The organism is Phenylobacterium composti DSM 19425 (assembly GCF_059568645.1).
Map to the genome: position 1 here is coordinate 52704 of NZ_JCANTT010000003.1, position 22024 is coordinate 74727.

At 69.5% G+C, this 22024-nt stretch carries 22 protein-coding genes; 8 read left to right on the forward strand and 14 right to left on the reverse strand.

Annotated elements, in window-relative coordinates:
- Positions 1 to 98: 98 nt before the first annotated feature.
- The 4 genes from BO64_RS01440 to BO64_RS01455 are packed head-to-tail and all read right to left on the reverse strand — an operon-like array spanning position 99 to position 4930.
- Positions 99 to 959: an oxygenase MpaB family protein gene (locus tag BO64_RS01440; protein ID WP_496401491.1), complete on the reverse strand. Its 861-nt coding sequence runs from the start codon at positions 957 to 959 to the stop codon at positions 99 to 101.
- Positions 956 to 1363 (reverse strand): MerR family transcriptional regulator, encoded by a 408-nt coding sequence (locus BO64_RS01445; protein WP_496401492.1) that lies wholly within the window; start codon positions 1361 to 1363, stop codon positions 956 to 958. Before BO64_RS01445 ends, BO64_RS01440 begins: the two co-directional genes overlap by 4 nt.
- A 14-nt stretch (positions 1364 to 1377) precedes the next feature.
- On the reverse strand, positions 1378 to 2556 hold the full coding sequence (locus BO64_RS01450) for an acyl-CoA dehydrogenase family protein (protein ID WP_496401493.1): 1179 nt from the start codon (positions 2554 to 2556) through the stop codon (positions 1378 to 1380).
- A 7-nt stretch (positions 2557 to 2563) separates the two neighbouring features.
- Positions 2564 to 4930, reverse strand: a complete 2367-nt coding sequence (locus BO64_RS01455; protein WP_496401494.1) for a TonB-dependent receptor — start codon at positions 4928 to 4930, stop codon at positions 2564 to 2566.
- Positions 4931 to 5058: 128 nt separating this feature from the next.
- Between BO64_RS01455 and BO64_RS01460 the strand changes: the two genes are divergently transcribed.
- Together BO64_RS01460 and BO64_RS01465 are read left to right on the forward strand one after the other, a co-directional pair.
- The gene (locus BO64_RS01460) at positions 5059 to 5826 is read left to right on the forward strand and encodes a helix-turn-helix transcriptional regulator (RefSeq protein ID WP_496401495.1); all 768 of its coding nucleotides are present in this window, start codon (positions 5059 to 5061) and stop codon (positions 5824 to 5826) included.
- Between the two features lie 247 nt (positions 5827 to 6073).
- On the forward strand, positions 6074 to 8548 hold the full coding sequence (locus BO64_RS01465; protein ID WP_496401496.1) for a TonB-dependent receptor: 2475 nt from the start codon (positions 6074 to 6076) through the stop codon (positions 8546 to 8548).
- A 64-nt stretch (positions 8549 to 8612) separates the two neighbouring features.
- Here the strand turns inward: BO64_RS01465 and fghA are convergent, their stop codons facing one another.
- The 5 genes from fghA to BO64_RS01490 all read right to left on the reverse strand — a co-directional run bounded on the left by fghA (position 8613) and on the right by BO64_RS01490 (position 12587).
- Positions 8613 to 9449: an S-formylglutathione hydrolase gene (gene fghA, locus BO64_RS01470; protein ID WP_496401497.1), complete on the reverse strand. Its 837-nt coding sequence runs from the start codon at positions 9447 to 9449 to the stop codon at positions 8613 to 8615.
- 1 nt (position 9450) lies between these two features.
- Positions 9451 to 10560, reverse strand: coding sequence for an S-(hydroxymethyl)glutathione dehydrogenase/class III alcohol dehydrogenase (locus tag BO64_RS01475; protein WP_496401498.1), 1110 nt, complete (start codon positions 10558 to 10560; stop codon positions 9451 to 9453).
- Positions 10561 to 10633: 73 nt separating this feature from the next.
- The gene (locus tag BO64_RS01480; RefSeq protein ID WP_496401499.1) at positions 10634 to 11200 is read right to left on the reverse strand and encodes a hypothetical protein; all 567 of its coding nucleotides are present in this window, start codon (positions 11198 to 11200) and stop codon (positions 10634 to 10636) included.
- Between the two features lie 519 nt (positions 11201 to 11719).
- Positions 11720 to 12244: a YdcF family protein gene (locus BO64_RS01485; RefSeq protein WP_496401500.1), complete on the reverse strand. Its 525-nt coding sequence runs from the start codon at positions 12242 to 12244 to the stop codon at positions 11720 to 11722.
- Positions 12245 to 12275: 31 nt separating this feature from the next.
- Positions 12276 to 12587: a hypothetical protein gene (locus BO64_RS01490; RefSeq protein ID WP_496401501.1), complete on the reverse strand. Its 312-nt coding sequence runs from the start codon at positions 12585 to 12587 to the stop codon at positions 12276 to 12278.
- A gap of 248 nt (positions 12588 to 12835) precedes the next feature.
- Between BO64_RS01490 and BO64_RS01495 the strand changes: the two genes are divergently transcribed.
- From BO64_RS01495 to BO64_RS01515, 5 genes are all read left to right on the forward strand, one after another.
- Positions 12836 to 13963, forward strand: coding sequence for an ABC transporter permease (locus tag BO64_RS01495; protein WP_496401502.1), 1128 nt, complete (start codon positions 12836 to 12838; stop codon positions 13961 to 13963).
- A gap of 20 nt (positions 13964 to 13983) precedes the next feature.
- Positions 13984 to 14784: an ABC transporter ATP-binding protein gene (locus BO64_RS01500; RefSeq protein ID WP_496401503.1), complete on the forward strand. Its 801-nt coding sequence runs from the start codon at positions 13984 to 13986 to the stop codon at positions 14782 to 14784.
- Positions 14784 to 15755: an MlaD family protein gene (locus tag BO64_RS01505; RefSeq protein ID WP_496401504.1), complete on the forward strand. Its 972-nt coding sequence runs from the start codon at positions 14784 to 14786 to the stop codon at positions 15753 to 15755. Before BO64_RS01500 ends, BO64_RS01505 begins: the two co-directional genes overlap by 1 nt.
- Entirely contained in the window at positions 15752 to 16390 is a 639-nt protein-coding gene (locus BO64_RS01510) for an ABC-type transport auxiliary lipoprotein family protein (RefSeq protein ID WP_496401505.1), read from the forward strand. Before BO64_RS01505 ends, BO64_RS01510 begins: the two co-directional genes overlap by 4 nt.
- Positions 16391 to 16550: 160 nt before the next feature.
- On the forward strand, positions 16551 to 17375 hold the full coding sequence (locus BO64_RS01515; protein ID WP_496401506.1) for a helix-turn-helix domain-containing protein: 825 nt from the start codon (positions 16551 to 16553) through the stop codon (positions 17373 to 17375).
- A gap of 8 nt (positions 17376 to 17383) precedes the next feature.
- On the opposite strand, the gene folD is transcribed toward BO64_RS01515, so the two are convergent.
- From folD to BO64_RS01535, 4 genes are all read right to left on the reverse strand, one after another.
- On the reverse strand, positions 17384 to 18277 hold the full coding sequence (gene folD, locus BO64_RS01520) for a bifunctional methylenetetrahydrofolate dehydrogenase/methenyltetrahydrofolate cyclohydrolase FolD (RefSeq protein WP_496401507.1): 894 nt from the start codon (positions 18275 to 18277) through the stop codon (positions 17384 to 17386).
- Positions 18278 to 18294: 17 nt separating this feature from the next.
- Positions 18295 to 18756, reverse strand: coding sequence for an NUDIX domain-containing protein (locus BO64_RS01525; protein WP_496401508.1), 462 nt, complete (start codon positions 18754 to 18756; stop codon positions 18295 to 18297).
- A complete protein-coding gene (locus BO64_RS01530) occupies positions 18756 to 19775 on the reverse strand; it encodes a phospholipase C/P1 nuclease family protein (RefSeq protein WP_496401509.1) in 1020 nt (339 codons plus the stop codon). Before BO64_RS01530 ends, BO64_RS01525 begins: the two co-directional genes overlap by 1 nt.
- 65 nt (positions 19776 to 19840) lie before the next feature.
- On the reverse strand, positions 19841 to 20422 hold the full coding sequence (locus BO64_RS01535; RefSeq protein ID WP_496401510.1) for a glutathione S-transferase family protein: 582 nt from the start codon (positions 20420 to 20422) through the stop codon (positions 19841 to 19843).
- A gap of 188 nt (positions 20423 to 20610) precedes the next feature.
- Here BO64_RS01535 and BO64_RS01540 point away from each other — a divergent pair, with 188 nt between their 5' ends.
- The gene (locus BO64_RS01540) at positions 20611 to 21093 is read left to right on the forward strand and encodes a 3D domain-containing protein (RefSeq protein ID WP_496401511.1); all 483 of its coding nucleotides are present in this window, start codon (positions 20611 to 20613) and stop codon (positions 21091 to 21093) included.
- An 89-nt stretch (positions 21094 to 21182) separates the two neighbouring features.
- On the opposite strand, the gene BO64_RS01545 is transcribed toward BO64_RS01540, so the two are convergent.
- Complete coding sequence (locus BO64_RS01545; RefSeq protein WP_496401512.1) at positions 21183 to 22016, reverse strand: ferredoxin--NADP reductase; 834 nt, start codon at positions 22014 to 22016, stop codon at positions 21183 to 21185.
- Positions 22017 to 22024: the final 8 nt, after the last annotated feature.

Sequence of the window (22024 nt, forward strand, 5' to 3'; positions counted from 1 at the left end):
CTATCATCGCTGATGCAGGACCACCGGCGAAAGCACACGGAAGGCCCCGCCGCAAGGGCCAGTCCGCACCAGCTGGAACCTTCTGCCTCGGCCCAGGCTCAGCGCAGAGGCCGGCCAACCCGCTCGTGGGCGTCGATGACGATCTGGCTGGGCGCCCGCCCCGCCCCCGTGGCCATGGCCCGCAGCAGCACCTTGGCCGTGGCCAGGCGCAAGGGCCGCACCGGGAGCCTCAGCTTCTCCTGGAGGTCGGGCGGAATCAGGTCGATGGCCGCCTGAACCACCAGCGGCTGCAGCGCCCGGCCGGCGAGGCCAAGGGGCGAGGTCGTGCTGACGATGCCCAGGAACTCGTCGATGATCGGGTGCGGGACGAGCTTGGGCCGCATGCGGTCGAACCAGGCGTCCACCTCGGCCACAGAGTCCGGGACGTCCTTCGCGCCGAAGGCCCGGCCCAGACGTCCGCCTTCGGCATAGTAGCGGTCCAGGTCAGCCAGTGGCGCGTCCGGCTGGGCGTACCGCCGCCAGGCGTTGAGGAAGCCCCAGCCGGCGGTGATATGCACCCAGGTCATCAGTTCCGGGTCCAGGGCGGTGTAGCCCTGCCCTTCCGGCGTCACTCCGGCCACGCGGGCGTGCATCCGCGTGACCATGGCCACCCGCTTCTCGGCCGCCGCCGTTGAGCCGTAGGTGGTGATCATGGTCGCCTCACCCGTGCGCCGCATGCGCGCGAGCGGGTCAGTGCGGAAGGTCGAATGATCCCAGACGCCCGAGCGCACTCGGGGCTCGGCCAGTTCGAGGATCACGGCGGCGATCCCGCCCACGGCCAGGGCCACGGGGCTCGCATGGACCTTCCAGGCCATGGAGTCCGGACCGAAGAAGCCGGGATCGCCGGCCGGCTCGCGGTAGTCCACCGCCCCGCCGAACATGGCTGGGGTGCGCAGGCGGGGGGCGGACTGGAGGCTCACGCCGGGATGTGACCTTCCGGGAAGTACTTCTGCTGGAGCCGGCCCGAAGCCTGCTTCAGGGCTTCGATGGCTTCGTCCACGGCCTGTCGCTGGGCCAGGAGAGCCTCGATGCGGCGCTTGAAGATCTCCAGCGCATGGGCGTTCTGGGCGGGTTCGCCCTCCTCGTCATAGATGTCGAGGATGTCGCGTATCTCGGCCACGGACAGGCCGACGCGGCGGCCGCGCATGATCAGCGCCAGACGCGCCCGGTCCTTGTAGGAGTAGATGCGGGTCAGGTCCCGGCGGGCCGGCGACAGCAGCCCCTGCTCCTCATAGAAGCGGAGCGCCCGCGGAGTCGCGCCGAACTCCTTGCAAAGCTGGGTGATCGAATAGGTCCGGTACGGCCGACGCAGGTTAAGCGACACGAGCTCTGTTCCTCCTAAAGGCCCAGCACGAGCCGGGCGATGATGTCCCTCTGGATCTCGTTGGAGCCGCCATAGATCGAGGCGGCCCGGTTGTTCAGGTAGCGGGGCATTGCGGTGAGACTATGGTCGGGCCCCACCGGCTCGACGTTCGAGCCCGGCTCCCGGGCCGCGGGCTGGTTGACGGCGGCGTAGGCCCCAGCCGCCTCCACGGCGAGCGTGTCGATGGCCTGCACAGCCTCGGTCCCCTGCGCCTTTAGCATGGATGACGCCGGCCCCGGATTGCGGCCGCCGGCCAGGGCGCTGAGCACCCGCAGTTCGGAGATGTCGATGGCCTCGACGGCGATCTCCATCTCGGCCAGCCGACGACGGTAGTGGGGATCATCGAGGAGCGGCCCGGCGGCCTGCCGCAGGCGCTCGAGCTGGACCTTGAGCCCGGGCGCCGAGCCCCCGCCCCGCTCGAATTCGAGCAGGTACTTGGCCACCGTCCAGCCCTGGTTCTCCTCGCCGAGGCGACCGGACTTGGGCGCCCGCACCTCGTCGAAGAAGACCTGGTTCACCTCATGCTCGCCCGCCAGGGTGATGATGGGGTCCACCCGGATGCCGGGGGTGGTCATGTCGAGCAGCAGGAAGGTGATCCCCTGCTGCGGCTTGCCCTCGGTGCTGGTGCGCACCAGGCAGAACATGCGGTTGGCGTGGTGGGCGTGGGTGGTCCAGATCTTGGAGCCATTCAGAACATAATGATCTCCGTGGCTTACGGCCCGAAGCTGAAGCGACGCGAGATCAGAGCCCGAGCCCGGCTCGGAGTAGCCCTGGCACCAGTAGTCCTCCCCCGAGAGGATGCGCGGCAGATAGAACGCCTTCTGCTCCGGGGTCCCGTAGCGCATGATGCAGGGGCCCACCATGCGCAGGCCCATGGGCGACAGCGACGGGGCCCCGGCGCGCACGCACTCTGCGGCGAAGATGGCGCGCTGGGTCTCGCTCCAGCCGGGCCCGCCGTATTCCTTCGGCCAGGACGGCGCGGCCCACCCCTTGGCGTGCAGGATCTTCTGCCAGGCCAGGCTGTAGCGAGGCTCGACGAAAACGCTCGTCTGCCGCACCCCGGCCTCCCGCAGCTCCGGCGTGAGATGCTCGTCCAGAAAAGCGCGGACCTCGTCACGAAAGGCCAGATCCGCAGGGGTCAGGTCGACATCCATGCCGAGCTCAGTAGAACTTGAGCCTCAGGGTGGCGCCGACAGTCCGCGGGGCGCCGAGGAAGCCGATGAAGCTGCCGGTCTGGAGCGGCTGGTCGGCGATCACCTGGTAGTAGTCGACGTTGGTGAGGTTCTGGGCCCAGGCCTCGATCGACCAGCGCTCGTCCTCAGGCCCGACGCCGATGCGGCCGTTCCAGATGGTGATCGGCGCCTGGCGCTTCAGCGGATCGAGGTTGGAGCCGGTGTTGTAGTCCGAGGTGTAGCGGCCCGAAATGCTGGCCCGCAGCTTGAAGTCGGCGCCCAGGGTACGTTCATAGGCCGCCGACCACGAGGCCGACCACAGCGGGGCGTAGGACACCCGCGAGGTGGGCAGGCGCGGACCGATCCCCGGGCCAGGCACGAAGTCGCCGAACTGGGTCACCGCATAGGTGACGCCGCCGGTGACGGTGAGGCCTTCGAACGGCGTGCGATAGACCAGGTCGAGGTCGACGCCCTTGGACGTCACCTTCGGCACCGAGGCCACCACGAAGCTGACGCCCGTGTAGGTGTTGAGCTGGAAGTTCTTGTAGGTCTGGTCAAAAGCCGCGGCGTTCAGCAGCAGGGTGTTGCCGGCCAGGGTGCTCTTGAAGCCCGCCTCGTAGCTCTCCACCGTCTCGGCGGCGAAGCTGGTGTCGGGATTTATGACGCCGGCGTCAAAACGCGCCCGATCCAGGTTGAAGCCGCCGCTCTTGTGGCTGCTGGCGTAGGACACATAGGTCATCAGCTTGGGGCTGACGCGGTAGCTGAGCTTCACCGTCCCGCCGAGGCGGTCCTCGCTCATCTTCTGGCGGGTGTCGATGTTGTTGAACGCCGGATCGCCCGTGGGGGCGCAGATCGCGGAGCGGGCGGCGGCGGGGATCGGCCGGACGATGGCCGCGGCGCAGGCGTTGCCGGGGGCGGTGTTCCGGTACTGGGCGAAGACCTTCTTGGTGTCGTCGCTGTAGCGGAGGCCGAAGGTCAGATCGAGGCCCTCGGCGATGCGCCAGGTGTTGTTGGTGAAGACCGCCCAGCCGCGGTTGGAGTGGTCGAAGGTGTCGAACGAGCCTGTCCCCGGCACGAAGTTCGTGCCCGCCGGCAGGCCGGTCAGGGCCGAGACAGCGGTGGGGTTCGTGCCCGAGGACAGCAGCAGGCTGAAATAGGTCTCATAGGCCGTGCCGAACCGGGTGTGGGCGGCCGAGTCCAGCTGCTCGTCCGAGAAGTAGCCGCCGATCATCCAATCCAGCGGACCGGTCGTGCCGGCGAGGCGCACTTCCTGCGAGAAGGTCTCGAACTTGGCATAGGTGTCCTTGTCGTCGTCGCGGTACCAGATGTCGGCCGACGAGAAGTCGATGTCGTTGGCCTGATAGTTCGTCCAGTCGCGCCAGGCGGTAATCGAGGTCAGGGTGATGTCGTCGGTCAGCTCCCAGTCGACCTGCAGCGACACGCCCATGTCCTCGATGTCCTGGTTGGACTCGCGGTTGGCGTGGGCGATGCGACGGAAGGGATCGGCTGGCTGCAGCAGGCCGGAGTCGGCGGCCAGGGCGTCGACCACGGCGGCCGTGGCGCCCTGGACCGTGGAGACCGCGAGGCAGCAGTGCTCCTCGCGCTTGGTGTAGTCGGCCAGGAACTTCACCGACAGGGTGTCGGTGGGAAGCCACAGAATCTGGCCGCGGACGGTCCAGACGTCCTGGTCGTCATTGTCCTTCTGGCTGCTGGGGCCGGCGCCGTTGCGGACGGTGTAGAAACCGTCGCGGACCCGCCGCGCGGCATAGAGACGGGCGGCCAGGGTGTCGCTGATCGGGCCGGTGACCGAAGCCGCGGCGGCGATGTGGTCGTGGTTGCCGTAGGTCAGCTCGGCGTCGGCGCTGAAATCGAACTCGGGCCCCTTGGTGATGACATTGATCACGCCGGCCGAGGTGTTCTTGCCGAACACGGTGCCTTGCGGGCCCTTCAGCACCTCGATCCGCTCAAGCTCGCCGAGATCGCCGAAGGCCACGCCCGAGCGGGCGCGGTAGACGCCGTCGATGACGGTCCCGACCGAGGATTCCAGGCCCGGATTGTCGCCGATGGTGCCGACGCCGCGGATGCGGATGGAGGTCTGGGCGCCGCCCGTGGAGGAGGTGACGCTGAGGCCGGGGGTCAGGACCTGCAGGTCCTTCACGTCGCGGACGCCGGCGTCCTGAAGCTGCTGCCCCGACACGACGTTCACCACGATCGGCACGTCCTGCAGGTTCTGCTCGCGCTTCTGGGCGGTGACCACGATGCCTTCGATCGTCGCAGCAGCGTCCTGCGCCAGGACCGGGCCCGCGGCCGCACAGGCCAGCACCAGGGCCGACGCGCCCCATTTCCAGTTGCTCATTCTTCCTCCCCTTGCCGCCCTGGGGGCGGCGACATGCCCGACTTATTGGCCGGGTCGATGAAGGGAGCTTGCGGAGCGCCCCAGCAACGAACAAGCTATCGAAAGTGATAGGGTGGAGGCTCGCCGGCATGTTCACCTGGACCGGGACGTCGGTTCATCTGGAGGAAGCCGCCGCGCTCGCGCGCGAGATCGCCGCCGTGGGCGGCGCGATCAACCTCCCCTACATCGCCGTGAGCTGCGACATCGGCGCCCCAACGCCGCCGGTCGGCCCCGACGGACGGCCGTTCGCCGAGACCACGTTCCGCTGGATCGACGACTTCCGCTACTGGGAGGATCGCAGCTTCGCCCTGCGCTCGGCCTTCATTCACGCCTGCCGCGTGTGTTCCGAGCCGTTCTACTACACGGGCGGCCGCATGTGGTCGTGGCGCGCGAACCCCGCCCTCGAGGCCGTCTCGGCCGAGGGCATCATCGCCACCTACGGCGTTGGCGCCGCCGTGGTCGCCCCCGCCTACCTGACCGGCGGGGTCATCGGCGCCGTGGTGTGGGCCACCACCGACGCCAGCCTCGACGTGGCCGCCCTCTTCGAAGCCCGGGCCGCCGAACTGCACGCCCTCGCCCTGCGCTTCGTGGCCACCTACGCCGAGGCCACTGGCGCGACCTCCGGGGATGCGCCGGCCCACCTCACCCGCCGGGAGATCCAGTGCCTCAAGTGGGCGGCGGCCGGGAAGACCGACGCCGAGATCGGGAAGATCGTGTCCATCTCGACGCCCACCGTCCGCTTCCACATCGTCAACGCCTCGCGGAAGCTGGGCGTGGCGGGCCGGTCCCAGGCCATCCACCGGGCCGCCACGCTGGGCTACATCGGCTCGGCCGACCAGACGCCGACGCGCAGCTGAGGATGCTCAGGCCCGGGCGTAGGGCCCGTTTTTGACCAAGTCGCGTTTTCTCTCATGCGGCGAGATTGCACCCCTGGCCCGCAAGTTCGGGGCGAGCCCGTGTCGGAAGGGCCACACCCTTGTAAGACCTGCGTTTTTTGACGCCAGCGCCATTGCGCAAGCTCCCGAGCCCTCCTCAACCATACAGTGAGCGCGCACCCGCACCTCCCCCCGTTCGGGGCGCGTCTCGGGGAGAACCAAAAGCAAAATGCGTAACCGTTATCTGCTTCGCAGCACGGCCCTGGCGGGCGTGCTGACCGCCGCCTTCGTCTGCGGCGCCCAGGCGCAGGAGGACACCGCCTCCAGCCGCGAGATCGACGAGATCGTCGTCACCGCTCAGAAGCGCGAGCAAAGCCTGCAGGACGTGCCGATCGTCGTGACCTCGGTGTCGGGCGAGCTGCTGCGCGACGCCGGCGTGCGCGACATCCGCGAACTGACCGTGCTCACGCCGGGCCTGACCGTCACCTCCACCTCGAACGAGACCATCGTCACCGCCCGCGTCCGCGGGGTCGGCACCGTGGGCGACAACCCCGGCCTGGAATCCTCGGTGGGCGTGGTGATCGACGGCGTCTATCGTCCCCGGAACGGCGTCTCGTTCGGCGACCTGGGCGAGGTCACCCGCATCGAGGTGCTGAAGGGCCCGCAAGGCACCCTGTTCGGCAAGAACACCTCGGCCGGGGTCATCAACATCATCACCGCCGGCCCCACCGAAGACGTGCAGGCCATGTCGGAAGTGACGGTGGGCGACTATGAGCAGTTCGGATTCGCCGGCTCGCTCAGCGGCCCGATCACCGAAGGCGTCACTGGCCGCATCTATGCGGCGGCCCGGCAGCGCAACGGCTACCAGGACATCATCACGGGCGATGGTCCCCGCGGCCGCCACGACGACAACAACCAGGACTTCTACACCGTCCGCGGCCAGCTGATGTTCCGGCCCACCGATGAGGTGAGCTTCCGCGTCATCGCCGACTACACCAAGCGGAACGAGTACTGCTGCGTCGGCACCCAGCTGTTCGTCGGCGACTCTCCCAACAGCCGCGCACGGATGATCGAGGCCGTCCGTCCGGGCTCGCTCGACCTCACCTCCACGCCGTTCGACCGCCTGGGCTACGCCAACCGGCCCACGGACCAGCGCGTGGAAGACCGCGGCGTGTCTGGCGAGCTCACCTGGAACCTGACGCCGGACGTGACCCTGACCTCGGTCACCGCCTGGCGGAAGTGGAACGCCGAAACCGGCCAGGACATCGACTTCACCGCGGCCGACATCGCCTATCGCCCGAACGATGGCACCAACCGCGTGGGGATCGAGCAGTTCTCGCAGGAAGTCCGGCTCGCCGGTCAGGCCATCGACGGTCGCCTGAACTGGCTGGTCGGCGGGTTCTACGCCGAGGAGGACCTCAACAGCCGCGCCCGGGTGGTATTCGGCGAGGACTACTACGCCTATTACGCCGGCCGCGTGCTGGGCGGCGTTCCGGCCCTCATCGGCCTCACTCCCGGCACGATCCTGCAACCGGGGGCCGGCTCCGACGACCTCTACGCCCAGGAGGGCAAGTCCTTCGCGCTGTTCACGAACAACTCGTTCGCGTTCACCGACCAGCTCGAGCTGACCGTCGGCCTGCGCTACACCAAGGACAAGAAGACCCTGGTGACGGACTATCGCACCACCGGCACGGCCTGCGACCAGGCCGAAGCCGCTTTCGGGGCCCTCATCGGCGCCGTCGGCGCGGCCACGGCCCAGCGCATCGTCGGCGGCCTCTGCCTGAACACCCAGAACGACGACTTCGACGACCTGGGCGTGGTCACGCAGAAGCACACGGAAGAGGAAGTGACCGGCACGGCCAAGCTGGCCTACCGCTGGAACAAGGACGTCATGACCTATGCCTCGTACTCGCGGGGCTACAAGGCGGGCGGCTTCAACCTCGACCGCGAGCAGCTGATCGTCATGACGCCGGCCGGCCTGCCGAACTTCACGGCCGATCCGGACACCAGTTTCGGCGGCGAGTTCGTCGACAGCTACGAAGTGGGCGCCAAGACCTCCTGGCTGAACAACTCGCTGCTGCTCAACGCGGCGCTGTTCTACCAAAAGTATAAGGACTTCCAGCTCAACACCTACGTGGGCACCGCCTTCGTGGTGGAGACCCTGCCGGAAGTCACCTCGCGCGGCGTCGACATCGACTTCATCTACCTGCCGCCGATCGACGGCCTGACCTTCCAGGGCGGCGTCACCTATGCCGAGACCGAGGTCGGCGAGTTCACCGCCGCGGATCTGATCAGCCCGGCGCGCTTCACCAGCCTGTCCCGCCTGCCCGGCGCGCAGCTGTCGTTCGCCCCGCGCTGGTCGGCCTCCCTGGCCGGCTCGTACGAGCGTGAGGTGTTCTCGGGCCTGAAGTTCCGGGCGAACCTCACGGGCAAGTTCACGTCCCGCTACAACACCGGCTCCGACCTGCACCCGTCCAAGGTCCAGGACTCCATGGTGCTGGTGAACGGCCGCGTCGGCCTCGGGGCGGAAGACGAGAGCTGGACCGTCGAGCTGTGGGCCAACAACCTGTTCGACAAGAACTACCTGCAGGTCGGCTTCAACGGCCCCTATCAGGTGGACGAAGCCAACGACTCCATCAGCGTCTACAACGCGTTCCTCGGCGCCCCGCGCACCGTCGGCGCGACGCTGCGCTTCAAGTACTAGGTCCAGGCCTCTTCGGAGGATTGGCGGCGGCCCGGAGCAATCCGGGCCGCCTTTCTTTTTGGCCTCAGCCCAGGCGGGCGGCGTGCCAGGCCAGATGCTCGGCCAGGAAGGTCGATACGAAGTAGTAGCTGTGGTCGTAGCCCGGCTGCAGGCGCAGGGTCAGCGGGATCCCCGCCGCCTCGCAGGCCTCGGCGAGCAGCTGGGGCTTGAGCTGTTCGGCCAGGAAGTTGTCCGCCTCGCCCTGGTCGACCAGCAGTTCGGGCAGGCGCGCGCCGTCGGCGATCAGGGCCGTGGCGTCGTAGCGCCGCCAGGCCGCCCGGTCCTCGCCCAGGTAGCCGCCCAGCGCCTTTTCGCCCCACGGGCAGCGCATGGGCGAGGCGATCGGCGCGAAGGCCGAGACGCTCTTCCAGCGGCCGGGGTTCTTCAGGGCGAGGGTCAGGGCGCCGTGGCCGCCCATGGAGTGGCCGGTGATCCCCTGACGGGCCATGTCGACCGGAAACTCGGCCGCGATGAGCTCGGGCAGTTCGTCGCGGATGTAGCTTTCCATCTGGAAGTGGGCGGCCCAGGGCTCCTGGGTGGCGTCCACATAGAAGCCGGCCCCCTGGCCGAAGTCGTAGCCGGGATCGTCCGCGACGCCCTCGCCCCGCGGCGAGGTGTCAGGCGCCACGAAGATGAGGCCAAGTTCGGCGCAGGCCCGCCGGAACTCGCCCTTTTCGGTGACATTGGCGTGGGTGCAGGTCAGGCCCGACAGGTACCAGACGACCGGCCGCGGCCCCTGCTCCGCCTGGGGCGGGACGAAGACGCTGAAGGTCATCGGCGTACCGGTCGCCCGGCTCTGGTGGCGATAGACGCCCTGCACGCCGTCGAAGCTGCGGTTGGTGGAGACGACCTCGAGCGTCATCTCAGTAGACGATCACGCTGCGAATGCTCTCGCCAGCGTGCATCAGGTCGAAGGCCTCGTTGATGCGCTCCAGCGGCAGCTTGTGGGTGATCATCGGGTCGATCTCGATCTTCCCGTCCATGTACCAGTCGACGATCTTCGGGGTGTCGGTGCGCCCGCGCGCGCCGCCGAAGGCCGTGCCCTTCCAGACCCGCCCGGTGACCAGCTGGAACGGGCGGGTGGAGATTTCCTTCCCGGCCTCGGCCACGCCGATGATGATGCTCTGGCCCCAGCCACGGTGGCAGGCCTCAAGCGCCTGGCGCATGACCTCCACATTGCCGGTGGCGTCGAAGGTGTAGTCGGCCCCGCCGCCGGTCAGTTCCACCAGGTGGGCCACCAGGTCGCCCTGCACGGTCTTCGGGTTCACGAAGTGGGTCATACCGAAGCGGCGGCCCCATTCCTCACGGGCAGGATTGATGTCGACGCCGACGATCATGCCAGCGCCCACCATCTTCAGCCCCTGGATCACGTTCAGGCCGATGCCGCCGAGGCCGAAGACGATGCAGTTGGCGCCCGCCTCCACGTCGGCGGTGTTGACCACCGCGCCCACGCCAGTGGTGACGCCGCAGCCCACGTAGCAGGCGGTCTCGAACGGGGCGTCCTTGCGGATCTTGGCCACCGCGATCTCGGGCAGGACCGTGTAGTTCGAGAAGGTCGAGCAGCCCATGTAGTGATAGATCGGCTGGCCCTTGTAGCTGAACCGGGTGGTGCCGTCCGGCATCAGGCCCTTGCCCTGGGTGCCGCGGATCGCCGTGCAGAGGTTGGTCTTGCGGCTGAGGCAGCTTTTGCACTGCCGGCATTCGGGCGTGTAGAGCGGGATCACATGGTCGCCCGGCTGAACGCTGGTGACGCCCGGCCCGACCTCCACCACCACGCCCGCACCCTCATGGCCCAGGATCGAGGGGAAGATGCCCTCGGAGTCGAAGCCGTCCAGGGTGTAGGCGTCGGTATGGCAGACGCCGGTGGCCTTGATCTCCACCAGCACCTCGCCGGCGCGCGGACCTTCCAGGTCCACCTCAACGATTTCCAACGGCTGCTTCGCCGCGAAAGCCACCGCCGCGCGCGTCTTCATGGGCTGCTCCAAGTCATCAGGATTCGAGCGCGTTCTAGCACGCCCGCCCCGGCGACGCAGGCCAGGGCCGCCGCTAGTAGGTCCTGCGCTTGGGCATCGGCGCGTTGGGATCGGGCTCGGGCGGCGGCGTGTAGGGCTTCAGGGCGGGCGCCGCGGGCTCGGGCAGGGTCACCGGTCCCGTGGTCACGGGCGGCGGCGAGGCCGGCAGATCCAGGACCGGCGCGGGAGCTTCCGCGACGGGCACAGCCCGCTCGGGGGCGGCCCGCTCGGAGGTCGAGGCCTCGGGCTGCGCCACAGCCGGGCTGGCCGCGCCGGCCAGGCGGCGGGGCGGCGGATCGCGGCGGGCGGGCGCCGCCGGTTCGGCAGGCGGCGGAGCGGTCTCGGCCTGGACGGCGACCGGCTCGGTCGGACTGGCGGACGGAAGCTCCGTCGGCGTCGAGACGACGGCCGCCGGCATCGCCGCTGGGGCCGCCTCAGGGGCGGGACTGCGAGTCAGGACGTAGGCCAGGCTGCCGACCCCGGCCATGGCGACCACGCCGCCCGCAGCAATGGCGGCCCAGGGCGGCCGCTTGGCCTTGGCCGAGGGGCGGCGCGGCGGGGCGACGAGCGGGCACGCCCCCGGTTCCGGCGCGGAGGCCACGGCGGGCGGCGGCGTAGCCGGCGGCGCGGACTCCCGCGCGGGCTGAGGCTGCGGCGCGGCGGCGGGGCGCAAGGCGGCCTGGGGCGCTGCGGCCTGAGGGCTGGCAGGACGGGGCGCGGGCCCCGGGATCGCTGACTGCGGCGGCGTCCGAGCGGCTGCGGCCGCCGGACCGGACATCGGGCGGGTGGCCGCCGGCGTCGGCCCGGCGGGGCGGGTGAAGACCGGCGTGATGGTCCTGGCCGGCGGCTCGGCGGGCGGCGCCGGAGCCTGGGTTGCAACTTGAGGCGCCCCTGGAGCGGCGGCCGGAGCAGCGCCAGGGCTCGCTTGCCCGGGCGTCGCCGGACTGGCCGTCGAGTTGGCCGGCGGAGCATCCGGCCTGGGCAACGGAGCCACGCGGAACGGGGCCTGGGGCATCTTCGGCCAAGCGCTGTTGCGCATGAAGGGGTTGGCGTCGTCCGGTCCGGCCATGTTTGTCTCAGTTGGGAAGCTGGAAATAGCCTATCGCCGAGTTGGTCAGCACTATGACGCAGGCCCGGGCTCAACGGCCAGGGCCCTGCGGCGCGCCAGCACGATGGCGCAGTCGTAGGGGATGGCTACGGCCTCGCGCAGGCTCATCCGCAGCCAGTACCAAAGGCTCGCGCCGCCAGTCCCCGGCAGAGCCGGCCCCGGCGTCGTCGGAACGCCCAGCAGGGCGAGCATCAGCCGAATGCGCGGCACGTGGTAGGCGTCGCTGCAGACGATCACCCTCGGCGCGCCCAACCGACGGGCCCAGCGGGCGGCGACCGCCACGCTCTGCAGGGTGTCGAGACTGGCCTCGTCGGCGATCAGGCGCTCAGCGGCGACGCCCTCGGCGACGAGCCGTTCCACCATGACCGAGGCCTCCGACGGCCCGAACCGCCCTACCCCGCCAGAGCACAGCACGCGGGCCTGGGGATGGGCCCGGGCGGCCTCACGACCGTAGCCGATCCGCCGCAGCAGGGACGGCGACGGCCCGTCCGGGCGGACGGCGGCGCCAAAGATGGCGATGAGGGGAACGCCGCTCATGCCGCAGAATGACGGGACCCGTGAGGCCCGCCTACTGGTTCATGGGCGGATTGTACTGCTCGATCAGGTCCTGCCGCTCGGCCTCGCGCACGGCCCGAGTGACGTTCAGACGCGTCAGGATCTTGGCCCCGGCATAGGTCTCCCGGGCCTTCTCCAGCGTGCTGCGCCAGTTCTGGCTCGCGAGATTGTCGGTCTCGCCCGCGTACACGACGCGCGGCCCGTCCGGCGTCACCTCGGCGATAATATAGTTGGCGCCCGCCGGGGGCAGGAAGCGATCCTCCTCGATCGAGGTGTAACGGTAGCGGGCGCCGGACTTGCCGGCGAGCTCGATCTGGCGGGGCAAACCTACTCTCTCCACTCTCACGGCCGGGGGCTGAATCGTCACAGCCGGGACATATCCCTCTCGTCCCGCCCGAATTCGACGAAATGTGGGCTCAGCTTGGCCTTAAGGCGGCCCATATAGGGTTCTGGCGGGGCGGAACAACCTTCGCCATATGGACGTTCGCCCCATCCGGTCGCTCTGCTAGGGTAGCGACTTTCGAGGAGACATCACCCGGACGCCCGGCGCGCGGGCAGCGGGACAACGCCCCCATGGAGAGACCCGCCGACTTCACCCTGCATCCCGCGACGGATCGTCCCACGGTGGCGCTGGCGGGGGATTGGACGGCGCGCACCCTGGAAGGCCAGGGGGCGGCGCTGGCCGATGCGCTGGACGGCCTTTCCAACATTCTGATCGACATGACCGAGGTTCGCCGGCTGGACACCGCCGGGGCCTATGCGGTGGTTCGGGCCGTGGGCCCGGACTTCGACATCGCCAAGGTGAAAGCCCGGCCGGAGACCTTGCGTCTGCTGGAGGTGGTGGACGAGGCCGCCCGCGTACAGCCCACGGTCCGGAACGAGCCGAAGGGCTTCCATGACCTGACGATCCGCGTGGGCCGCGGCGTCATGGGCTTCTTTCACGACTTCCTCGACACCATGGCCTTTCTCGGCCACCTGCTCGTGGTGGTGGCGCGGAGCGTGGTCTGGCTGTTTGTCTCGCCGCACCGTATCCGCTGGCCAGCCCTCATCTCCATCGTCGAGCGCGCGGGTCTGGACGCCATCCCGGTGGTGGCCGTGGCCACATTCTTTATCGGCGCGGTCGTGGCCTTCATCGGCGCCGATATGCTCCAGCAGTTCGGCGCGCAGGTGTTCGCGGTGGAGCTGATCGGCATCTCGATGATGCGGGAGTTCAACATCGTCATCACCGCCGTCCTGCTGGCCGGCCGGTCCGCCTCGTCCTTCGCCGCCGAGATCGGGTCGATGAAGATGAACCAGGAGATCGACGCCATGAAGGTGATGGGCGTCGATCCGTTCGAGGCCCTGGTGTTCCCCCGCTTCGCCGCCCTGCTGCTATCGATCCCGCTGCTGACCTTCGTGGCCACCCTCTCCGGCCTGCTGGGGGGCATCGTGGTCACCTGGGCGGCCCTCGGCCTGGGGCCGGCGTTCTTCCTGCAGCGGATCGTCGACAACGTCGGCGCTACACACTTCGGCCTCGCCCTCATCAAGGCCCCGGTCATGGCCGGCGTCATCGCCGGCATCGGCTGCCGCCAAGGGATGGAAGTGGGCGGCGACATCAACTCCCTGGGCCGGCGCGTCACGGCGGCCGTGGTGCACGCCATCTTCGCCATCATCCTCATCGATGCGGCTTTCGCCCTCCTCTACCTGGTGCTCGACGTATGACGGCGCAGGACGAAGCCCGGATGACCGACCAGGAGCTGCTGGAGGGCGACGGCCCCGCCATCGAGGTGCGCGGCCTGCGCACCCAGTTCGGCGACCACATCGTCCACCAGGACCTCGACCTCACGGTCCGGCGCGGCGAAATCATGGGCGTGGTGGGCGGTTCGGGCTCGGGCAAGTCGGTGCTGCTGAACTCCATCATCGGCCTGAAGACGCCCCAGGCCGGCAAGATCCAGGTCCTGGGGGCTGACATCTCGGCCGCCTCGCGCCGCAAGTGGAACGCCCTGGAGCGGAGCTGGGGCGTCCTGTTCCAGCACGGCGCCCTGTTCTCCAACCTGACGGTCAAGGAGAACGTGGCCGCGCCCATGCACGAGCACACCGACCTCTCCCGCAAGGAGATCGACGAGCTCGCCACCCTGAAGATCGCCCTGGTGGGCCTCCGCCCCGACGCCGGAGACCTGAAGCCGTCGGAGCTGTCGGGCGGGATGCGCAAGCGCGTGGGCCTCGCCCGCGCCCTGGCCCTTGATCCCGAGCTGCTGTTCCTGGACGAGCCGACCGCCGGCCTCGACCCGATCAGCGCGGCGGCGTTCGACCGGCTCATCAAGGACCTGTCGGAGAGCCTGGACCTGACGGTGTTCATGATCACCCACGATCTCGACACGCTGTACGAGATCACCGACCGCGTGGCCGTCATCGCTGACAAGCGGGTTGTGGCGACGGCGCCGGTGGCCGAGCTTGAAAAGGCGGACCATCCCTGGATCCGCGAATACTTCCTGGGACCCCGCGGCCGGGCGGCCGCCGGAAAGAGGGCGACGGAGGCCTGATGGAAAGGAACGCCAACTACGCGCTCGTGGGCCTGTCGACCATCATCCTGGTCACGGCGCTCGCGATCTTCGTCGTCTGGCTGGCGCGCTTCCAGTTCGCCCAGCAGAACGACACCTACGACATCCTCTTCCAGGGTCCGGTCCGCGGCCTCTCGGAAGGCGGCGAGGTGCAGTTCAACGGCATCAAGGTGGGCGAGGTCACCAAGATCGCCCTGGACCGCACCAACCCCAGCCGGGTGATCGCCCGTGTGCGGGTGACCTCGGACGTGCCCATCCGTGAGGACAGCTACGCCACCCTCGAACCCCAGGGCATCACCGGGGTGAATTACATCCAGATCACCGCCGGCACCCCGTCCAAGCCGTTGCTGAAGGACGAGGCCCAGCGGGCGTGCGAGCGCCAGGGCATCGGCATCACCCGGGAATGTATTCCGGTCCTGCGCAGCCAGCGCAGCACCCTCTCCGACCTGCTGGAGGGCGGCGGCACGGTGTTGACGCGCACCATCGAGGCCCTGGACCGGATCAACCGGGTGCTTTCGGACCAGAACATCAAGACCTTCTCGGCCGCCCTTTCCGACGCCCAGGCGGTCACCGCCGAGTTGCGCGAGCGGAAGGCGATCATCGCCGACGCCCAGCGCGCTCTTCAGCGCGTGGACGAGGCCACCGCCGAGATCACCCAGCTGGCCCGGTCCAGCCGCGAGATGGTGGACACCGACGGCCGCCGCGCGGCGAAGAACCTCGCGGACGCCGCCGAGGAGGCCCGGGCCGCGTCCGCCGAGGTGCGGGTCATGGTCAGCCGCCTCCAGGGCCCGGCGTCCGATTTCGCCACCAACGGCCTGCCGCAGATCACCAACTCGGTGAACCAGCTCCAGGAGACCGCGGAGTCGCTCGAACGCCTGCTGAACGACCTGCAGCAGAACGGCATCGCCGGGTCCGTGTCCCGCAAGTCCGAAGAAGTGAAGGTGCCCCAATGACGACCACGCGCGTCCTGGCCCCGATCGGCGTCCTGGCCGCCTGCGCGGTGGCCCTGAGCGGTTGCGCCCTGCTGGGCGGCGGCAAGCCTGCCAACCTCTACCGGTTCGGCCAGTCGATGGTCAGCGAACCGGCGGACGCCGCGGCGACGCCCGCCGCGGCCGGGGTGCCGGTGTTCCGCGCCCCCGGCGCCTTCCAGCGCGAGGCGGCAGGCGATCGGATCCTCACCGTCACCGGCGGCAAGGCGGCCTACATCGCCGACACCCGCTGGGTGGCGCCGGCCGCCATCCTGTTCAATCAGGCGCTGATCGCCGCCTTCGACGCCAACCCGGGCCCCGCGCGCCTGGTCTCCCGCGGCCAGCCTGGCGGTCAGGCCGCCTACATGCTCCGTCTTGAGGTCCGCAACTTCGAGACCCGGTACGACCGGGGCGCCAAGGCCGCGCCTGCCGTGGTGGTGCGGGTCCACGCCGTGCTCAGCCCCCGCCAGGGGGAAGCGGTGCGCGATCAGATCTTCGAGGCCCAGGTCCGCGCCCGAGGCAATCGCGTGGGGGCCATCGTCGAGGCCTATGACGAGGCCGTCAGCGAGGTGCTGGGCAAGGTCGTCGCCTGGACCAACGCCGAGGCCAAGCCCATCTAGCCCCCTTCGTCAGCGGGGCGTGCGCGCCACGGCGCACCGATTGAGCCTGTTCTGATGACGTCCGCGACGCCGGGCGGCGCATTTCTGTTGACCCTGCGCGAGCGGCGGGATTGGCAAAACATTGCTCTCCCGAACCGCCCAGGGTTTCCTATCACCTGTCATGCAACCGACCTGCACCGTCCAGGCCAGCCGCGGCTGGGGCGACGTCTCCGCCGTCCGCTTCCACACGCCCGCGGGCCTGCAGGACATCGACGCCCTGCCCGAACATCGCATCGTCTTCTACGAGACCGCCGGGGTGGCGGCGCAGCTGCGCTGCGGGGATCTGCGCCGGGTGCTCACCCCGCCGCCGGGTGTATTCGACATCATTCCGGCCGGGGCCTCCTGGACCCTGGACTATGCCGCGCCGGTCCAGCTGGTCTCCCTGAGGCTCACCTCGGACCTGGTCGCGGCCACGGCGGACGCCCTGAACCTGCGGGGCGTCATCGATGTGGCGCCACGCTTCGGCGCCAATGATCCGTTCGTTCAGCAGATCGCCCGGGCGGTGGCGGCCGAGATCGAAACGCCTGGCCCGGCCCCTCAGCTCTACACCGAGAGCCTGGGGGTGGCCCTGGCCAACCGCCTGCTGAAGAACTTCACCGCCACGGGCGGTCCCCGTCGGCGAACCCTCTCCAAGCCGCAGCTGCGGCGGATCATCGCCTTCATCGAGGACGAGTTAGCCGAGGACCTGTCCCTCGCCCGCATCGCCGAGGTGGCGCGGCTCAGCGTGCCGCACCTGACCGCCATGTTCCGGCGCACCACCGGCCAGTCGGTGCACCGCTATGTGATGGAGCGGCGGGTGGAGCGGGCCCGGCGGCTGCTGATCCAGGGGCGGCTGGGCGCAGCCGAGATCGCCAGCGCCTGCGGCTTCTCGCACCAGAGCCACCTGGCCCGTTGGACGCGCCGCATCCTGGGCGCCACGCCGGGCGAGATCCGGCAGGGCCGCTAGGGGAAGCGCTAGGCCTCGATCCCCGCCAGGCGCTTGGCCGCCGTCACCGTGTTCTGCAGCAGGCAGGCCACGGTCATCAGGCCGACGCCGCCCGGCACCGGCGTCACCGCCCCGGCCACCTCCAGCGCCTCCTTGTAGTGGACGTCGCCCACCAGCTTGGTCTTGCCCTGGGCCGCCTTCTCCGGGTCGTCGAACGGCACCCGGTTGATGCCCACGTCGATCACCGTGGCGCCCGGCTTGATCCAGTCGCCGCGGACCATCCGCGGCCGGCCCACCGCCGCCACCAGGATGTCGGCTTCGCGGCAGATGGCCGGCAGGTCCCGGGTCCGCGAATGGGCGATGGTGACGGTGCAGTCGGCCTGCAGGAGCAGCTGAGCCACCGGTTTGCCCACCAGCAGGGAGCGGCCCACTACCACGGCGCGCTTGCCCGTAAGGTCGCCCAGGGTCTCGCGCAGCATGATCATGCAGCCCAGCGGGGTGCAGGGCACCAGGGCCGGCAGGCCGCTGGCCAGACGGCCCGCGTTGACCACGTGCAGGCCGTCCACGTCCTTGTCCGGGCTGATGGCGGCGATCACCGCCTTCTCGTCCAGGTGCTTCGGCAGCGGCAACTGCACGAGGATGCCGTGGATCAGCGGGTCGGCGTTCAGCTCCTCCACCAGACGGATGAGCTCGGCCTGGGAGGTGTTCTCGGGCAGGCGGTGCGTGACCGAATGCATTCCCGCCGCCAGGCTGTGCTCGCCCTTGGAGCGCACATAGACCTGGCTCGCCGGGTCCTCGCCCACCAGGACCACGGCCAGGCCGGGCTGGAGATTGTGCTCGGCGCGCAGCCGCGCCACTTCCTCGGCCACCTGCGCCCGCAGGCGTTCGGCCGAAACCTTGCCGTCGATGATCTTCGCCGTCATGGCGCGCTGCTAGCCGCTCAGCGCGTCCGGCGCAATCTCAGCCAGGCCGCAACCGCCCAGGCGTGGGCCTCGTGCCGCAGGATTTCCACAGCCTCATGCGGCCGAAGCCAGACCAGGGCGTGGTCGTCCTCCACCTTCAGCCCAGCGTCCTCGCCGAGGATCTCCAGTTCGAAGAACGTCGCGCGGTTGTTGTAGGCCTCGCCGCTGGTGTTGACGAAGAACTGGTCGGCCCGGGCGTAGGCGGCGGCGACGGCCACCTTCAGTCCGGTCTCCTCGCCGAACTCCCGCACCACGGCCTGCTCCGGTCCCTCCCCCGGATCGATGGCTCCGCCCGGCAGGTCGAACCAGGGGGCATGGCCCGGCTTCTCGACCCGCACGGCGGCGATCCGCCCGCCCCGCTCGGCGATGCCGAAGGCGGCGGGCCGGTCAGGATGAACCCGTCCTGGTTCCGGCCGGCCGAACTGCGGGGCCGAGGCCATCAGTCGAGCCCGTAGAGCGCAGGGTAAGGATCGACCTTGCCCGCCAGGACGTCCTGCACCGCGACGGGCCGCCAGCCGACCTTGTGTTTGGCGCTGTCGGCCCAGGCCTCGACCACCAGGTCGCGCAGTTCGGAGGCGCCCACGGCGATGCGCTCGGACGCCAGGGCCGCCCCGCGCGGATCGCCGGGCTTCAGACCGCCGGCCTTCTCCAGTTCATAGAGCGGGACGGTCAGGCGCATGCTGCCCATCAGATAGTCGACGACCCGCTGCTCGATGGCGCAGCCGCAGGAGCGGAACGGGGCGACCTTGGCCGCCACGGCGGCCGGATCGACCCCCGCCTTCACCACGTCCTCCTCGAAGGGCCCGTGGATCCGCGCCTGGGTGAAGCCCTGCGGGTTGGGATAGTCGCCCCAGCCGTTGAAGTGGACCGAGGCGTGCAGCGGCTGGGCGCCGTCGGCCACATAGTGCGACAGCTCGCCGAGGGTGTGCAGGATCAGGCCCTCGCGGCGCAGGCGGTCGGCCTTGAACCAGGCTCGGTTCTTGCGCCAAGCCGGATTGGCCTCAGCGGCCTTGAGCACCCGCCAGTAGGCGAAGTCGGTGACCAGCTGCTGGTAGCGGTCGACGATGGCGAACTGGAGATAGCCGGCCTTGGCCGCGTCGAGGCCGTGCTCCCGCAGGGCCGTCTCATAATCGTTGCGCGTGGCCTGCAGCGGGGCGAACGGGGGGCCGCCCAGCACCCGGCCTTCCTCGTCGATGTCCACGAAGTGGGCGGCGTTGCGATCATGGTCGTGGATGCGGCCCGATCCCTTGGATCGGTCCGGTTCGCGAGACAGCTCGCCGATGTCCCGCACGGCGGCGGGGGTGCGCAGGAAGGCGGGCAGCTCCTTCGGCAGGACCCGGGCGGCGGCCTCGCCCGCCATGCGGTGTCCGGCGTTCCCCCAGGCGAGGGCCGCAGTGGGAGCGGCGGCCGCGGAGGCCGCGAGAGCGCCGGCCACGGCCAGCGAGACGAATGATTTCATCCGTCCGGTTTGCGCACTCGCCCGGCCAAACGCAAGCCAGTCGGGCGAGCTTCACTGTCGCAGGTTCAGGCGATGCCCAGGACCTGCTCGACCCGAGCGATCCAGGCGCGCACCTTCGGATAGTCGGCCAGGGTGAAGCCGCCCTCCTCCGCAAGCCGCGTGTAGGGCGTCAGGGCGATGTCGGCGAGGGTCAGCTTCGCGCCCACCAGGAAGTCGGACGCCGCCAGTCCGTCCTCGAGCCGCTGGAGCGCCGCCTTGCCGCGTTCGACGATGCGCGGCTCGAGCTCGGCCGCGTCCTTGCCCAGGTAGCGCACCTGAAACCGGGCGACCGCCACATAGGGCTCGTGGCTGTACTGCTCCCAGAACATCCACTCGAGCATCTTGGCGCGCTCATAGGCGTCGGCGGGGATGAGGTCCGAACCCTCGGCCAGGTGCAGGATCACCGCGTTGGACTGGGCCAGCGGGCGGCCATCGTCGAACACCACGGTGGGGACCTGCCCGGCCGGATTCAGCGCCAGGAACTCGGGCGTGCGGGTCTCGCCCCTGAGGATGTCGAGCTCGATCCAGCGGTATGGAATCGCCAGGTAATCCGCCGTCCAGCGGATTTTCATGCAATTTCCGGACTTGGAGTCCCCGTAGATTTCCATGGCGCAGCCTCCCCGCATGCCTGCTGCGCTGTGGGCGAAAACCTCTGCGCAATCAAGCGATAGCGGCTCACGGGGATTGTCAGGGAAACTAACAGACATGCGGCCGATGGCCCCGCCGGGGTTGCCCCAGGGGGCTTCAGCCGGTACCAAGCCCGCCAACCAGTTCAACGACGAAGGAGGTCGCCGTCATGCGACGCCGCCTCGCCGCCACCCTGGCAGCTTTTGCTTTCCTGGCCGCCGCGACCAACGCACAGGCCGCCTCGAACGATCCCGTCGGCGATCTGATTACCTCGGTGATGACCGGCAACCTGCCCGGCGCGCCGGTGCTCAACCTCAAGGCGACGCTGTATCACGCGGGTGCCAAGGGCGTGGGCGCCCTCGACAGCCTGGGCTGCAAGGTCGTGGCCATGCGCACGGTGGCCGTCGACAAGAACGTGATCCCGCGCCGGACCATCCTGTTCATCAAGGAGACTGTCGGCCTGAAGATGCCGAACGGCGAGACCCACGACGGCTACTGGTACGCCTCGGACGTCGGCGGCGCGATCAAGGGCGAGCGCATCGACCTCTTCACCGGCCACGGCAAGGCCTCGATGAAGCCGGTCCAAAGCCTGAACCTCTCCAAGCTCACCGCCGTGAAGGTCGGCGAGTTCAAGGGCTGCCCGCCGGCGTAGCCCCAGCGCTCAAAGCGTCAGCTGAGCCAGAATGAAGAAGGGCCGCACATCGTGCGGCCCTTTTCCGTTGAACCGGCCTGTGAGCGGCGTCAGGTCTCGACGAAGGCCTTCTCGAGCACGAAGTCGCCCGGCGAGGCGATCGAGCCTTCCTCGAAGCCGCGGTCCAGCAGCTGCTGCTTCAGGTCGGCCAGCACCGAGGGGCCCCCGCACAGCATCACCCGGTCCACCGCCGGATCGAACGGCGGCGCGCCCAGGTCGCGGAACATCTGGCCGCTCTCGATGAGGTCGGTGATCCGGCCGCGAGTCTTGAAGTCCTCGCGGGTCACGGTGGGGTAGTACTTCAGCTTGCCGCCGATCAGCTCGCCCAGGATCTCGTCGTTCGGAAGGTCGCGCTCGAACAGTTCGCGGTAGTTCAGGTCGGCCACTTCCCGGACGGTGTGGGTGACGATCACCTCGTCGAAGCGCTCGTACACCTCTGGGTCCCGGGCCAGGGACAGCCAGGGGGCGAGGCCCGTGCCGGTGCCCAGCATGTAGAGCCGCTTGCCGGGCTTCAGGCCGTCGAGCACCAGGGTCCCGGTCGGCTTGCGGCCGATCAGCACCTCGTCGCCCACCTTGATCTTCTGCAGGCGCGAGGTCAGCGGGCCGTCCGGCACCTTGATCGAGTAGAATTCCAGTTCCTCGTGCCAGGCGGGCGAAGCGATGGAATAGGCGCGCACCAGGGGCTTGCCGTCCTCCTTCACGAGGCCGACCATCACGAACTGGCCGCTGGAGAACCGCAGGCCGGGATCCCGCGTCGTGCGGAACGAGAACAGGCTGTCGGTCCAGTGCTGGACCCAGGTCACCTTCTCCACGTAGAAGGCGCCGCTCGCCTTCGGGCTCGCCGTCTGGGGGGCGGCGGGCTGGCCCACGGAAACGTCGTTCATCAGCTCTC

What these genes read in the sequence shown, in the direction of transcription:
- BO64_RS01450 (WP_496401493.1), bottom strand. Translation starts at nt 2,556, where the DNA reads ATGGATGTCGACCTGACCCCTGCGGATCTGGCCTTTCGTGACGAGGTC.
- BO64_RS01455 (WP_496401494.1), bottom strand. Translation starts at nt 4,930, where the DNA reads ATGAGCAACTGGAAATGGGGCGCGTCGGCCCTGGTGCTGGCCTGTGCG.
- BO64_RS01460 (WP_496401495.1), top strand. Translation starts at nt 5,059, where the DNA reads ATGTTCACCTGGACCGGGACGTCGGTTCATCTGGAGGAAGCCGCCGCG.
- BO64_RS01465 (WP_496401496.1), top strand. Translation starts at nt 6,074, where the DNA reads ATGCGTAACCGTTATCTGCTTCGCAGCACGGCCCTGGCGGGCGTGCTG.
- fghA (WP_496401497.1), bottom strand. Translation starts at nt 9,449, where the DNA reads ATGACGCTCGAGGTCGTCTCCACCAACCGCAGCTTCGACGGCGTGCAG.
- BO64_RS01475 (WP_496401498.1), bottom strand. Translation starts at nt 10,560, where the DNA reads ATGAAGACGCGCGCGGCGGTGGCTTTCGCGGCGAAGCAGCCGTTGGAA.
- BO64_RS01485 (WP_496401500.1), bottom strand. Translation starts at nt 12,244, where the DNA reads ATGAGCGGCGTTCCCCTCATCGCCATCTTTGGCGCCGCCGTCCGCCCG.
- BO64_RS01495 (WP_496401502.1), top strand. Translation starts at nt 12,836, where the DNA reads ATGGAGAGACCCGCCGACTTCACCCTGCATCCCGCGACGGATCGTCCC.
- BO64_RS01500 (WP_496401503.1), top strand. Translation starts at nt 13,984, where the DNA reads ATGACCGACCAGGAGCTGCTGGAGGGCGACGGCCCCGCCATCGAGGTG.
- BO64_RS01505 (WP_496401504.1), top strand. Translation starts at nt 14,784, where the DNA reads ATGGAAAGGAACGCCAACTACGCGCTCGTGGGCCTGTCGACCATCATC.
- BO64_RS01510 (WP_496401505.1), top strand. Translation starts at nt 15,752, where the DNA reads ATGACGACCACGCGCGTCCTGGCCCCGATCGGCGTCCTGGCCGCCTGC.
- BO64_RS01515 (WP_496401506.1), top strand. Translation starts at nt 16,551, where the DNA reads ATGCAACCGACCTGCACCGTCCAGGCCAGCCGCGGCTGGGGCGACGTC.
- folD (WP_496401507.1), bottom strand. Translation starts at nt 18,277, where the DNA reads ATGACGGCGAAGATCATCGACGGCAAGGTTTCGGCCGAACGCCTGCGG.
- BO64_RS01525 (WP_496401508.1), bottom strand. Translation starts at nt 18,756, where the DNA reads ATGGCCTCGGCCCCGCAGTTCGGCCGGCCGGAACCAGGACGGGTTCAT.
- BO64_RS01530 (WP_496401509.1), bottom strand. Translation starts at nt 19,775, where the DNA reads ATGAAATCATTCGTCTCGCTGGCCGTGGCCGGCGCTCTCGCGGCCTCC.
- BO64_RS01535 (WP_496401510.1), bottom strand. Translation starts at nt 20,422, where the DNA reads ATGGAAATCTACGGGGACTCCAAGTCCGGAAATTGCATGAAAATCCGC.
- BO64_RS01540 (WP_496401511.1), top strand. Translation starts at nt 20,611, where the DNA reads ATGCGACGCCGCCTCGCCGCCACCCTGGCAGCTTTTGCTTTCCTGGCC.
- BO64_RS01545 (WP_496401512.1), bottom strand. Translation starts at nt 22,016, where the DNA reads ATGAACGACGTTTCCGTGGGCCAGCCCGCCGCCCCCCAGACGGCGAGC.